This is a genomic window from Lysinibacillus sp. RC46 (assembly GCF_041262385.1).
Classification (GTDB): domain Bacteria; phylum Bacillota; class Bacilli; order Bacillales_A; family Planococcaceae; genus Lysinibacillus.
On the sequence record NZ_JBGCCF010000015.1, the window covers coordinates 51,986 to 66,267 of the forward strand.

13 protein-coding genes are annotated in these 14,282 nt (G+C 37.6%); 9 read left to right on the plus strand and 4 right to left on the minus strand.

Annotated elements, in window-relative coordinates; translation table 11 throughout:
* Positions 1-10 precede the first annotated feature (10 nt).
* The gene (locus tag ABH966_RS14765; protein ID WP_370079608.1) at positions 11-757 is read right to left on the minus strand and encodes a gluconate 2-dehydrogenase subunit 3 family protein; all 747 of its coding nucleotides are present in this window, start codon (positions 755-757) and stop codon (positions 11-13) included.
* 344 nt (positions 758-1,101) lie between these two features.
* Positions 1,102-2,286: an alanyl-tRNA editing protein gene (locus ABH966_RS14770; RefSeq protein ID WP_370079610.1), complete on the minus strand. Its 1,185-nt coding sequence runs from the start codon at positions 2,284-2,286 to the stop codon at positions 1,102-1,104.
* Between the two features lie 170 nt (positions 2,287-2,456).
* Between ABH966_RS14770 and ABH966_RS14775 the strand changes: the two genes are divergently transcribed.
* From ABH966_RS14775 to ABH966_RS14805, 7 genes are all read left to right on the plus strand, one after another.
* Positions 2,457-2,744, plus strand: coding sequence for a DUF6509 family protein (locus tag ABH966_RS14775; RefSeq protein ID WP_370045435.1), 288 nt, complete (start codon positions 2,457-2,459; stop codon positions 2,742-2,744).
* Between the two features lie 340 nt (positions 2,745-3,084).
* Positions 3,085-4,230, plus strand: a complete 1,146-nt coding sequence (locus tag ABH966_RS14780; protein WP_370079612.1) for a VanZ family protein — start codon at positions 3,085-3,087, stop codon at positions 4,228-4,230.
* A gap of 13 nt (positions 4,231-4,243) precedes the next feature.
* Entirely contained in the window at positions 4,244-5,578 is a 1,335-nt protein-coding gene (locus tag ABH966_RS14785) for an FAD-dependent oxidoreductase (RefSeq protein ID WP_370079614.1), read from the plus strand.
* An 18-nt stretch (positions 5,579-5,596) separates the two neighbouring features.
* Positions 5,597-6,070: a glutathione peroxidase gene (locus ABH966_RS14790; protein WP_370079616.1), complete on the plus strand. Its 474-nt coding sequence runs from the start codon at positions 5,597-5,599 to the stop codon at positions 6,068-6,070.
* 709 nt (positions 6,071-6,779) lie between these two features.
* Positions 6,780-7,547 carry an ABC transporter ATP-binding protein gene (locus ABH966_RS14795; RefSeq protein ID WP_132363565.1) on the plus strand — a complete coding sequence of 256 codons (768 nt, stop codon included), beginning with the start codon at positions 6,780-6,782 and terminating at the stop codon, positions 7,545-7,547.
* Positions 7,534-9,402 (plus strand): ABC transporter permease, encoded by a 1,869-nt coding sequence (locus tag ABH966_RS14800; RefSeq protein ID WP_370079618.1) that lies wholly within the window; start codon positions 7,534-7,536, stop codon positions 9,400-9,402. The genes ABH966_RS14795 and ABH966_RS14800 overlap by 14 nt, the downstream gene beginning before the upstream one ends.
* A gap of 1 nt (position 9,403) precedes the next feature.
* On the plus strand, positions 9,404-9,766 hold the full coding sequence (locus tag ABH966_RS14805; protein WP_370079620.1) for a YxeA family protein: 363 nt from the start codon (positions 9,404-9,406) through the stop codon (positions 9,764-9,766).
* A 27-nt stretch (positions 9,767-9,793) separates the two neighbouring features.
* On the opposite strand, the gene ABH966_RS14810 is transcribed toward ABH966_RS14805, so the two are convergent.
* Together ABH966_RS14810 and ABH966_RS14815 are read right to left on the minus strand one after the other, a co-directional pair.
* Positions 9,794-11,185, minus strand: coding sequence for a sensor histidine kinase (locus tag ABH966_RS14810; protein ID WP_370079622.1), 1,392 nt, complete (start codon positions 11,183-11,185; stop codon positions 9,794-9,796).
* A complete protein-coding gene (locus tag ABH966_RS14815) occupies positions 11,182-11,904 on the minus strand; it encodes a response regulator transcription factor (RefSeq protein WP_370079624.1) in 723 nt (240 codons plus the stop codon). The genes ABH966_RS14810 and ABH966_RS14815 overlap by 4 nt, the downstream gene beginning before the upstream one ends.
* A gap of 615 nt (positions 11,905-12,519) precedes the next feature.
* Between ABH966_RS14815 and ABH966_RS14820 the strand changes: the two genes are divergently transcribed.
* The gene (locus tag ABH966_RS14820; RefSeq protein WP_370079626.1) at positions 12,520-13,086 is read left to right on the plus strand and encodes a sigma-70 family RNA polymerase sigma factor; all 567 of its coding nucleotides are present in this window, start codon (positions 12,520-12,522) and stop codon (positions 13,084-13,086) included.
* Positions 13,083-14,117 (plus strand): DUF4179 domain-containing protein, encoded by a 1,035-nt coding sequence (locus ABH966_RS14825; protein WP_370079628.1) that lies wholly within the window; start codon positions 13,083-13,085, stop codon positions 14,115-14,117. The genes ABH966_RS14820 and ABH966_RS14825 overlap by 4 nt, the downstream gene beginning before the upstream one ends.
* The last annotated feature ends 165 nt before the right edge of the window (positions 14,118-14,282 follow it).

Here is a 14,282-nt window from a genome sequence, read left to right on the forward strand (position 1 = left end):
TAACCCCCTATTAGTGGCTACCTAATGAATTAGGCTCAATTTTTTGGAATTTCGGTTCTTCGATTTGCGTAATATACGCCATTTGATGACCAGGGAAGCCTTTCATGCGCCAGCCATCCATATTACGGTTTCCACCATATATTGGGTCAGAATAAGCACCTTCTAATGTAGCTGCACGTAATAAAGTAAAGAAGAAAGCAGATGTGACGCCACTCATTTGTACGTCGCCTTTCTGGAAGGTAGTTAAAATTTCATCCATTTGCTTAGCATCTATATCATTGAAGCTCTTTTTATAGCGATTCTGTGCTTCCGACTCTAACCTTTGAACACCTTGCTTAAAAATTTCTGCACGCGTTAACCGACTCTGATAACCTTGTGTTGGAGCACCCTCACCGAATGGTCCATGCATATATTCTTTAGAATTACTGCCATATTGCCCTGCTAACTGATGGTCGATAAAGTAAGGTACATCTAAGCCCTTTGCCCCTGGACCTAAATCGTCCTCAGGGAAAATACGTTCAGTAGCATTTGCTAAAATATTAAAATCTCTTTGATTCATAAAAAACATTTTGGCTTTTGGCGAGCCAGTCTCTTCAGTAGCAGTTCCATGCTGACCATGCTCTAGCGTGGCAGTTCCTTTACCAGGCATGTTATAGCCTACAAGACCACCTATTAATCCACCGCCGACTAATGTACCTGCCGCGATCCCTGTTGTTTTTAAAAAATTACGACGTGAAATATCTTTTTCAGGACTCATAGAAATCCTCCCCTCAAAATGTATAGAAACTATTCTATTTTTTATAATCAGCAAAAAAAGTAAATTATAATCAGGTATACCTGGAAAAATTTTTAATTTAATCCAACTGGGGAATCGATTTGATGTAATCGAGATAGATTGTGGATAAGTTGTGCGTTAATTGTGGGTAACGTGTGGATAAACGAAAGCTACTAAGAGATCGATTACTACAGCTGAGCAAATGTCTGTGGATAATCATCGATGGGGGAGACAGCGGCAATAGAATGTTCAGCAAGTGATGATGTGCATAAATGAATAAAGGAGCTTCCCAAGTAATGGGGAGCTCCTATCATCGAAAAGGTTAGTTATTTAAGTACTTCTTGCATGGCTTCAAATAGTTGCTCAGCAGAAATAATACGCTCGCCACCGCCTTGTACCATCTGATCACTGCCACCGCCTTTCCCGTTAACGAGTGGCAATGCTTTTGCAGCAATGTCCTTCATACTTTTCTCAACTTTTGCACCACGTGCTGCGACAAACTGAAGCTTGTCTTCATTTTCTGAAACGAGTAAAACGATCGCTTCTGTCTGCTCAGCGACAGTAGTTCTTGCTAATTTTTGAAGCTCTTGCATAGTACGCTTAGTAAAGGCTGCAGTAATAATACGTTCTTTACTAGAAACTAGCGCTTTTGCTTCATAATTTAGTAGCTCCTCTTTTGCTACCACGAGTGCTTTTTCTGTATTTTTCTGTGTTGTTAAGACTTTTGTAAGTGCTGTAGCTGCTTCCACTTCAGGTACACTCAATTGTCTTGCAACGTCAGCTAATACTTTCTTTCGCATGGCAAGCTCCGCTAAAATTCGATGACCACAGACAAAAGAGACACGAATATTGCCTTTCATTTTTTCAGTGCCAAGGATTTTTATCGCACATACTTGTCCTGTGGATGTTGGGTGGGTACCGCCACAACCGTTGTAATCAAAATCAGGAATAATAACAAGTCGAATATCTCCTGTGACGGCTACCTCTTTACGAAGGCTATAGTTCTCAAGTTCTTTTTCTGTAATCCATTGCGTTTCAATTGGAAGATTCTCTAGAATAATTTCATTGGCACGGGCTTCCGCGGCCACAAGCTGTTCTTCCGTTAGGGCATCTACGGCAATATCAATTGTGACCTGCTCACTACCTAAATGGAAGCTAACAGTTGGTGCATCAAAAAGCTCGACAAAAGCCGCTGTTAAAATATGCTGACCTGCATGCTGCTGCATATGATCGAAGCGTCGTTGCCAATTCAATTTACCATGCACTTCTCCAGCTAAATTTGAAAAGTCGCCTTGAATATAATGACGAATTTCATCATTAATTTTCTCAACATCGATGACCTCGATATCATTTAAAGTACCTGTATCATGAGGTTGTCCGCCTCCTGTTGGATAAAATGCAGTATTTGATAGCACCACGTAGTTACGGCCATCTATATCGGTTCCTTTATTGACAACTGTTGCATTAAATTCACGTAGCATAACGTCTTGATAATATAGTAGTTCTTTCAAGAATTAGCCTCCTCCTTTATGTAAAGTATCCTTAAGAGAATCACATCTCTCAATTATTTTATTTTCATTTTGGCATAATTACTTTCAAGTGTATACGAGTTTTCTAGTTGACCCATGCTGAATTTGATTTAATATATAAAAGAACAGGTTAACTAAAAGGAGATCATACAATGGAAATTACACAATTCTCAATGGAAGAAATTTTAGATCCAACAAACATTATTGAAGGTAAGCGTTATGAATTTATTTTAGATGTAGATATTGATGAAGAAGATGAGCTTTATCATGAAGCAGGAATTGAGCTTCGTGTACTAATTGCTGAAAAAGGTGAAGAGCCATTTATTTTAAATTACTTCATCCTAGAAAAAGCTAAAGGTGAGTATTTAGATTTTGCATTAGAGGATGAAGAGCTAGAAGAGATTTTAGCATTTTGCAAAGAGGAAATTGCAAAAGCATAGTATGCTCGTGTAAAAGCCTTTCCAACAAAAATTAATATTTTTTCCTTTGATAAAATTCCGCTTTTCTTTCCGTAGTCAGGCACGAGGTACATTGGTGTACTCTTGTTTGTCTCCTGGGAGTCTATGCGGAATTTTACTTTACATCAATAATAGCTAATTAAGAATTATTTAAGATTGGTGAAATATTCGTGTTGTGTTCAAGTGCTAAACTAAGTTTAAGATTATTTTTAAGTTTATCACTAACGCGGCTCATCGGACACACCGCGCCTAGGAAAGCGCCCAGCCGGAACGGAAATCAACCCTATGGTGAAGAGCCGATTTTTAAACGAAGAGGTGTTCTATGTCAGTTTATACACATTCAATAATGGTAGCTTTTTTAATAACAATTTTCGCATCCTTTGTGCTATTTGTACCTTGGCTAATTTATACGTATCGGAAATATGGCTACTTATCTGTATCCAAAACGATTATTACGTTCTCATTTATTTTTTACTTCTTATCGGCTTTATGTTTAGTCTTATTGCCTTTCCCAGAAACACGAGATACTTGCTCTCTACAAGCTGCAGATACAGTCCATTATAATTTACATCCTTTTCAATTTGTCACTGATATTTTAAAGGATAGTGGGATTGTTCTGACGAATCCATCAACGTGGGTGTATATACCGAAGCAACCTGCTTTTTACCAGGCATTCTATAATTTCTTACTGCTCATGCCTTTTGGTGTATATTTGCGTTATTTTCTTAAAAAAAGAGAGTACTGGAAGCGTGCATTTTTATATAGCTTTTTGCTAACATTGTTTTATGAGGTAACCCAATTTACGGGAATTTATGGCATCTTTAATTGTGCGTATCGAATCTTTGATGTGGATGATTTAATGCTTAACAGTGTTGGTGCACTATTAGGATTCTTTTTAGCTCCTGTTGTGTGGGCGCTGTTTCCTTCGCATGAAGAGGTAGCGGCTAAGGCAGCAGAAATGGTCGAAAAAGATATCGTCAAGCCATTATCTATTTTGTTAGCACTAGCAATGGATTTGATTATCGCACAGTTCATTTTGTTCTTCGTGGGTGTCGTAACAGGTTATAGTGATATGTTCGAATTTTTAGTAAAAATTGCTTTGTATATGTTGCTATTTGGTGTTGTTCCAAGCTTTACAAATGGGGCAACATTAGGGATGAAGTTTATGCGTTTTACAATGGTCAGTGAAAACGGCAAAAGTATCATAAGTCAATCTTGGCGCCGTTGTGTTGCTATTCTCGTAGTAGTATGTACTTCGCAAATGATAACAACTTTTGGCCATGTTCAATTAGATATGGATTCACCATTTTATGTACTGCAAATTGTCATTACATTGCTAGCCTTTATTGCGAATTTTGTTCTAACGATGGTCATTGCTATTCATGTAATACGTGTCATTGTAAGTGGAGGTAAACGCCGTTTTTATATGGACTATTATGCAGGCTTACTAGCAACGAGAAAAAAATAAGGGGGATTGTTGGATGAAATACGTAATTATCGGAGGAGATGCTGCCGGAATGTCAGCAGCAATGGAAATTTATCGAAATGTACCAGGAGCAGAGATTACATCTGTAGAACGTGGATTTATTTATTCATATGGGCAGTGTGGCTTGCCCTATGTTGTAGATGGGCGTATTTCATCGACAAAGCGTCTTATAGCAAGAGATGTAGAAACGTTTCGTGATAAGTACGGTATTGATGCTCGTGTTGGTCATGAGGTTAACGGAATTGATGTAGACAAGAAGCTTGTTTTTGGAACACAGTCGTCTGGGGAATCATTTGAAATTCCTTATGATAAGCTACTGATTGCAACAGGCGCGGATCCTATTATGCCAGTGGAAAAGGGCTCAGATTTAACTGGGATACACACGGTGAAAACAATACCTCAGCTAGATGATTTACTAGCCGATTTAACGCCAGATATAGAAAATGTAACAATTATAGGTGCAGGCTATATTGGACTAGAGATGGCTGAGACGATTCATGCTTGCGGCAAAAAAGTGAGATTAATTCAACGAGGTAGCTATGTAGCTAGGATTCTAGATGAAGAACTTGCACAACATGTTCATGAGGAAGCGAAAAAGAATGATATCGAACTTGTGCTAAATACAAAAGTAGAGGCGTTTGAGGGGAATCACCGTGTTGAGCGTGTGATGACGGACAATGGCACATATGATACGGATTTAGTCATTATGGCTGTGGGAATTAAACCGAATACACAATTTTTAGAGGGAACAGGCATAGCACTAGCTAAAAATGGTGCAGTCATCGTCAATCGACATTTAGAGACATCTGTTGAAAATATTTATGCTGCGGGCGATTGTGCAACGCATTTTAATATTGTGAAAGAACGTTTAGATTATATACCTCTTGGAACGACAGCTAATAAGCAAGGTCGTTTAGCGGGACTCAATATGTCGGGCAAGTTTGCGCCGTTTCGTGGGATTGTAGGTACTTCGATCTTAAAGTTTTTCAATTTAACGATTGCCACGACTGGTATTAATGAGCGCAATGCTAAAGAGCTAGGTTTTGAATATGAGGCATTTAAATTGTCTGCGCGTCATATTGCAGGATATTATCCAGGTGCCCAACGGATGTTTATTAAAATTGTTGTTCGTAAACGAGATCAACAGCTTTTAGGTGTACAAATTATTGGTCCGGCAGGTGTTGATAAACGGATCGATGTGTTTGCGACAGCCTTATACAATAAAATGACGTTACCAGATTTACTAGATTTAGATTTAGCCTACGCGCCTCCATTCAATGGTGTTTGGGATCCTCTACAGCAGATTGCCAGAAAAAATGCGCGATTATAACATAGGGGGTAATTAGAAATGAACATTTACGACATTCAAGTTGCTCTAGAAGATGGTACTGAATATAGCTTAGATCGTTATAAGGGTAAGGCAATGTTAATTGTTAATACGGCTTCCAAATGTGGTTTTACACCGCAGTTTGAAGAATTAGAGGGTCTATATAAAAAATATCAGGATGAAGGCCTTGTTATTCTTGGCTTCCCATCAAATCAGTTTAAGCAAGAGGTAGCGACTGCTGAGGAAGCGGCGTCACAATGCCGTTTGACATATGGGGTGACGTTCCCGATGCATGAAATAGTAAAGGTCAATGGTAAAGAGGCACACCCTATTTTTGAGCATTTGACATCCCATTCAAAAGGCTTTCTCGGCAACAGTATAAAGTGGAATTTCACAAAATTCCTTGTGAGTCGTAATGGTGAAGTCGTTGGACGCTATGGATCAGCTGATAAACCAAGTAGCTTTGAGGATGATATTAAAAAAGTATTAGCATAAAAAAGATAGAGGAAGGATTCACGCACAAGTTTGTGTGTGAATCTTTTTTTGCTCTTTGAAAGGTGGAGATGTCGATAAAATTCAGAAGTTGGGGGATAAAACATGAAAGTTAGTAGATAAAATTCAAAAGTTGGTAGATAAAACGTGAAAGTTGGTAGATAAAATTCAAAAGTTGGGTGATAAATCCCAAAAGTATTCCGATAAGACTCAAAAGTTGGATGGCATTTTGTTAAAACGTATGTCATGTGGATCAGTTGATTGGAGTAGAGAAAAGTAAGAGGATTCACGCACAAGTTTGTGTGTGAATCCTTTTTTTGCTCTTTGAAAGGTGGAGATGTCGATAAAATTCAGAAGTTGGGGGATAAAACATGAAAGTTAGTAGATAAAATTCAAAAGTTGGTAGATAAAACATGAAAGTTAGTAGATAAAATTCAAAAGTTGGTAGATAAAACGTGAAAGTTGGTAGATAAAATTCAAAAGTTGGGTGATAAATCCCAAAAGTGTTCCGATAAGACTCAAAAGTTGGATGACATTTTGTTAAAACGTATGTCATGTGGATAGGTTGATTGGAGCGGAGACTGGGCGACTTCAGTCGAAACGGAAATCAACCCCTCATTATGCCTTTGATTTAAGGTTGTTGTAAGCTTGCGACAATTTTGTTGTAAGTTTGGGGTCGTATACTAAAGTCAGAAAGAAGAGGTGAGCGTTTATGACGCCATTATTAAAGGTACAAAATGTAGAAAAAACTTACGGCAAAGGCGCAAATACATTTACAGCGCTATCGAATATATCATTTGAAGTAGAAAAAGGAGAGTTTGTTGGTGTAATGGGGCCTTCAGGGGCTGGGAAATCGACGCTACTAAATGTGTTAGCGACAATTGATACACCGACGACTGGTGAAATCATTATTGGTGATACAAACTTAGCGCGCATGAAGGATGCAGAGTTAGCAGATTTTCGTCGCGACAATCTAGGTTTTATCTTCCAAGACTATAACTTACTCGATTCTCTAACAGTTCGTGAAAATATCGTACTGCCACTTGCGATTGCAAAAGTGCCAACAAAAGCAATTAACGCAAAGGTAGAACGCATAGCTACACTGTTTGGGATAAAAGAGTTACTCGATAAATACCCATACCAAATTTCTGGTGGACAAAAACAACGTACAGCATCATCACGTGCATTAGTTACAGAGCCGAAATTAATTTTTGCGGATGAGCCGACTGGTGCTCTTGATTCAAAATCAGCAACAGACTTACTTGAAAGTTTAAGTGATTTGAATAATTCTCAAGCGTCCACTATTATGATGGTTACGCATGATGCATTTGCAGCAAGCTTTTGCCAGCGCATTCTATTCATTCAGGATGGACAGCTTTCTAAGGAAATTCATCGTGGTACTCAAACGAGAAAGCAATTCTTCCAAGAGATTTTACAGGTGCTTGCTGGCATCGGAGGTGGAGTAAATGACGTTATTTAGTTTAGCGCGTAAAAATATTCAGCGTAATTTGTCGAACTACTTTTTATATATTGCTTCGATGGTTTTTAGTATCGTCATCTACTTTACGTTTGTAACATTAAAATATAATGATGATATTTTAGCCTCACAACAATTTTCACAGCAAATTAAAGGCTTGATGAGTGGATCATCTGTTGTGTTGTTATTCTTTATCGTCATCTTTATTGCGTATTCCAATTCGTTTTTTATGAAAAAACGAAAAAAGGAAGTAGCACTTTACTCGCTATTAGGTGTACGTAAGCAGAAAATCGGCTTAATGCTCTTTTTTGAGAATTTAGTGATCGGTTTTGTCTCTTTAGTACTAGGGATTGTTCTTGGATTCTTTATGTCACAAGGGTTATTAATGATTTTAGTACGTTTAATGGGCTTTGAGGTTGTAGGAAGTTTAACATTTTCCCCTGAGGCTCTAGTAAATACAACATGGATTTTTGCACTACTATTTTTATTCACATCTTTACAAGGCTATCGTGTCATCTATCAATTTAAATTGATTGACCTGTTCCATGCTGAGAAGCAAGGAGAGAAAATTCCACGTGCATCATTCATAGCAGCTATACTTGGGACAGCGTTACTTGCATTTGGTTATTATACAGCGTCTGAAGATATCTTTACGAGTAACATTTGGAGATTCTTCACAGTTCTGGGTACTCCACTTATGGTTATAGGTGTGACAATTGCAGGGACATATTTATTATTCCATAGTGTTAGCGTATTTGTGTTAACCGCGTTGAAAAAAGCAACTTCTTGGTCATGGAAAGGCTTGAATTTAATTGGTGTATCACAATTATTGTACCGTATTCGAGCAAATGCTAAATCTCTTTCAATCATCGCTATTTTAAGTGCGACAACGATCACAGCAGGTGGCGGCGTTTTCGGAATGTACTACAATGCGGAAGCCAGTGTACGTCAAGCGCTACCTAATACATTTATGTGGAAGGGCGATACGATAAAATTCTCTCAAGAGGACGTCTTATACAATGAATCGCTTTCTGTAAAAAATTTACGCGTGGATAATGAATTTTCGTTTTTTGAATATACATTATTAAAGGAATCTGACTATAATCGTCTAGCAAAATTGCAGGGGAAAGATGAACAACTGCACATTGCAAATGGTTCAACAGTTTTACTTGATGCAAGCTTCGATGAACGTTTTTCACATGATTTTACGGGTGAAGAATTTAAATTGGAGAACGGGGAATCATTCCATGTTGATAAAATGTATACAGAGAGTGTATTAAACTATGTTGGAGCTGGTACAGTCCTTGTTGTAAATGATAAAGTGTTCGCTGCAACAAATGCAGAAGGTGTTAAAATACAGGTAGTTGGTATGGATAATGACTTGAAGCAACAGGCTATTTCAAAGGAAATTTACAATCAACTATCTACTGAACAGCAAGAAGGGTTTTCAAGTGTTCCGCAAAGTTATGAGGCAGGTTTAGCTACTGTAGGATCACTATTATTTGTAGGAAGCTTTTTAGGATTAGTATTTTTAGCAGCGACAGGAAGTATTATTTACTTCAAAGTTTTAACTGAGGCAGAGGAAGATCAACCTAAATATGCAATTTTAAATAAAATCGGTGTTAACAAAAAACAAATATTAAAAACAGTCGCAGGGCAGGTTGCCGTTATTTTTAGTGCACCACTCGTTGTCGGCATCGTCCATAGTGCATTTGCGCTACTAGCCTTTTCACAGCTATTTAGTATGGATATAACTAAACCAGTAATACTGTGGATGATTGCGTATTCAGCCATTTACGGCATATATTATATCTTTACAGTTCGTTCATTCTATAAAATTATTAGACAGGGGAATTAATATGAAAAAGGTTTTCTTAGGTATAGGAGCATTGTTCTTATTGTTCGTAGCAGGACTTGTTGTTCTGATGACCGTTGATTTTAACCGTTTAAATAAAGAAGCATACTATGTTCATATCACTACTGATGGTGAAGTAAAGGAATATAAGTTAGATAGTGGAGAAATTATGAAATCGTATTGGTACGAGATACCTGCTTATGACGAAAACGGTAAAGAGCAAACATTAAAGTTTTCAGCTCAGAAAAATTTACGACACGATGCTTACATGAAGCTTTATGTAAAAAAAGAAACGGAAGTTACTTCATATGATGAAGTGAAATTCGACGAGCTACCTGCAAAAGTACAGGAGCTAATGAAGAAATAACAAGAAGGAGTAGTCCCTAGTATCGGGCTACTCCTTTTTTTCTTCTTGTAATTGAATGCTGACAGTTGTCCCTTGTTGTTCTTCAGAGGTAATATTTACAGTTCCTCCGTGCGCTTCAATAATATCTCTAGCAATAGCAGTACCTAACCCAGTACCATGTGTTTGCTCAGTATTTGTACCTCGATAATAGCGCTCAAAAATATGTTCAAGATCTTCTGCGGCAATGCCGTTACCGTTATCAGAAATCGTAATAGAACGATCATCAACAAGAACATTGACTGCAACATCAGAAGGATTATGGAGCAATGCATTGTGTAAAAAATTCATCACCGCTCGTCGCATAAAGTGCTCGTCAATGTGATGCTTGATGACTTCTTTAGTTGCATTAAATTCAATATTAGCCTGCTCATATTGTGGAGTATTAAGTGTATCAATAACGATTTCGCGAATAAATTGCACCATATTTATCTCGGTTAAGCTTAGGGGAAGCTGCTGATGTCTTAATCGCATAGTTAAATTTAAATCATCCAATAAATCTTGCATATGCAATGATTGTTTTTCGATAATCTGAGCATATTCCGTTTGTTCATAAGGAGTTGATTTTCCATCATTCAGTAGCTCCGCATAACCACGAATTGAGGCAAGAGGTGTTTTCATATCGTGTGACACATTACTGATCCATTCCTCGCGCATCATCTCTAATCTTTTACGTTCCTGCTCATGTGCAGCAAGCTCTCTCGATACTTCATTTAAATTTTCAAAAACTGGTTTGTAAACACCACCAGGCATTTTACTAGGCATATGCTCACGATTCTTTAAATGACGAATACGTTCAATCATTGCATGTAGAGGTTTGGTCAACGTACGACCGAAAAGCCATCCAACTAGTGTAGCTACTAATAGGTCGGCAATAACAATGAATAATCCAAACTTGCCAATAAACTGTAATACTGATGAGCCAGAAAAATGCATGACTAATCTTGTAATACCACTACCCTTAATACCAATAAGATAACTAACATCATCTTTACTGCCTACATACACCGTAGTGTCACCATCAAACTCTTTATATTTATATACTTGAATTAAATCGATGGGTGCATAATGGGATTGAGCCTCATCTGGTGCAAAATGAGATTCAAGGACCTGACCATTAACATCAAGTAATTGAATCCAAGCATTTCGCTGATGTAAGTGTTGCAGCCCCTCTTCATTTACTGAAGGCGTACCATTATTAATTTCAATATACTTCTGGAAGTCCCGGACAAAGCTTTCCTCTGTAGTTGCCTGTACACCATCATAATCATTTGATAGTCGATAAGTGAGAAGCCCGACTAGAATGGCCGTATTGACGAAAATGACAATAATAACAATAGACAGCACAGACAGAAGGAATCTAGCTGTTAATTTCCATTTCATGCTTGCTCCTCTTTTGGAACGACAAATTTATAGCCAAGCCCTTTTACAGTTGTAATATACATAGGTTTTGATGCATCATTTTCAACCTTTTCACGCAGACGTCGAATATGCACCATAACAGTGTTGTCTGAGCCGAAAAAGTCCTCTCCCCATACACGTTCAAACAGAGTTTCTTTACTTAAAATTCGATTAGGATTGTTCATAAAGCAAGCCATCAAGCCGATTTCCTTCGCCGTTAGCTCTAATAAAATGCCGTCTTTATGTACTTCCGTTTCATCCCCATTAAGCAAGAATGGACCAACTTGAATCGATTTCGCGGAAGTTACTGGCGCTGCTTCCTGCGTTTGATAACCAGCTCTGCGAAGCTGTGCTTTCACACGATAGGCGACCTCTTTAGGACTAAAAGGTTTCGTAATATAATCGTCCCCTCCGATCGCAAGTCCTAAAATTTTATCAATTTCCTCATTTTTCGCTGACATGAAAAGCACCGGCACATGCGACACTTCTCGAATACGTCGACATAAATCGTAGCCCTCGCCATCAGGAAGCATCACATCAAGAAGTACAATATCGGGTTGTGTCTGTTGAAAGCTCGTCCAAGCTTCTTGAATGGAGCCAGCTGTATGAATTTGCTTATAACCTTCTTTTTGTAGGCTGACTTTTAGAAGGTTTGCTAAATCTGCCTCATCATCCACCACTAGAATAGTTGGTTCTTGCATTGTTCACACGTCCTTTCTTTTTTATTATTGTAAATCGTCATTAGAATTTTAAGAATAGTGTATAGCTAATAAGTTTTGCAGTAGCGCGATAAACAATTCCTTATTACCCTAAAAAGATTCTTCAATATAACGTGGAGTTGATTACCGTTCCGAATGAGCACTTGGACCAAAAGGATGTTGGTCACGAAGGCGTTATCACAGGAAGTGATGGTCTTAGCCTTCGTTCCTCTACTTACTCGCTCCAGGATCTCATTTGTGACACTGGTCGCCAAGTCTTCACTCCAATCAACTCATATAGATGGTACATGTTTTAACAAATTTCATCCCTGATTTTTTGTGATGAGTCCTAAAGAAGTTTGATCTAACTAATCAGAATAGAGTCGTGGGTGATAAATTTCCTTAAGAAGTGGCCATCTTAGCTTGGGATCTTCAAACAGATTGAAGTTCCTTATGTGACTCATTATAAATGAAACTTGCTTGAAAGAGGAGATTGAAACATTACTGAAGGTTTTTTAAGGAATCATTATTCTTCACAGAAATAGTTGAGAGTTTTAGTGACTGAGTTTCGATATAGTTAGTGAAGAAGCTTTTTCAAATAAACATAAAGGGGGCGAAATGGTGAGATGTACATCTAAAAACTTCATAAGCCGTTTACAAAACCAAAAAGAAGATGCGCTTGAGTATGTAATTGAACATTATTCTGGCTTCGTACATGCGATAGCATATAAAATTCTTTCCGGTATTAACAAAGATTCTATTGATGACTGTGTTAATGATGTATTACTAGCCATTTGGCAAAATGCAAAGCAATTTAAGGGCGAATCAGAGGATTTCAAAAAATGGATAGGGATGCTGACAAAATATAAAGCCATAGATTTATTCCGTAAGCTTGAAAAACAACAGCAAAGAGAAAAAGGAGACGAGGAGCTCTTGCAAAAGCCTGATATAAAAGATATACAGCAGGAGCTTTTGAAAAAGGAGCAACGAAATGATTTACTAATGGCTATTAGTCACTTGGAAAATATTGATCGAGATATTTTCATGATGAAGTATTATTTGCAATTAACGAATCCTGAGATAGCTGAAGCGCTGCATTTATCAAAAGCAGCCGTAGAAAACCGGCTTTATCGAGGGAAGAAGAAGCTAGCATCAACAATACAGTTGAAGGAGGCAATTATATGACTAAAAGTTATAAAGAGTGGCTGGATCTGGATGTGGATCAAATTGAACCAATCGAATTATCTGCACAGCGAAAAATGAACCTTAAACAAACGGTTTTAAAGAAGCAAGCAACAAGAAAGCGTATGCCAAAATGGGTGCGTCATATAGCAGCGGCAGCAATAATTGGCATCAGTATGGTAACTACCGTAAGTATTGCTTTTCCTACATTTGCTTCACAAATTCCGTTTATGAAAAACATTGCTAGCTATTTTGATAATAAAAATACTATGCTTGAGAATTTTGATAGTTATGCAACGGAAATTGGACAGGTTCATTCTAGTAATGGCTTATCTATGATGATAGAAAATGCTGTGTATGACGGTACATCACTGACAATTTCTTTTGCACTTGAAACAGATAAAGATTTAGGAGATTCTCCGTTTATAGAAGGAGATTTCATGGATATCAAAGGAGCTGTGGGTGGTGGAGGAAGTAGTCGACTTGAGAAGATAAGTGATAATAAATATGTAGGATTAGCAAATACAACACCTTATTTTGATAAAGAGGCACCAGATGAATTAGAAGTAACATGGAAACCAGAAGCTTTTCTAAACGTGAATAACGATACAAAAGTGGAAGGGGATTGGGCATTTAATTTTAAGGTCTCTAAGTTAGCAGGTGAGCTACAGCTAGTCAATGAAACTGTTTCAAACTATGATGTCACAGCTCGATTTACGGCCCTTGAAAAAAATGATATGTCTACTGTTATTAATTTTGATTATGAAGCAAACCCAGAAGTTATAAAAAAGTGGCCGGAAGTTACAGTTCAATTTGATGAACTACGAGATAATTTAGGCAATACGTATGTGGTAAATGGAAATGGTGCTTCAAGTCGCGACGGTGGTATTTCTTATAAATCAAGTGCTACTGTCCAGGCTATCAATCCAACTGCTACATCCATTACATTTGTTCCTGTTATTTATTTCTCCTTGGGCTCAGGAAAAGGCTCGGAATTAAAAGAGATGGATCCTGTGACAATCCCATTAAATTAACAGTACCCGTTGAAAACGTATGAAGATTGACCATGTGAAATTCGCACTAAGATATTAAATATCCACAAAATATAATAAAGATAGACGAAAGGGTTTTTGTGCCATCAAAAAGCACAAAGACCCTTTATTATTGTAAATTATCATTAAAATTTTAAATACATTTGT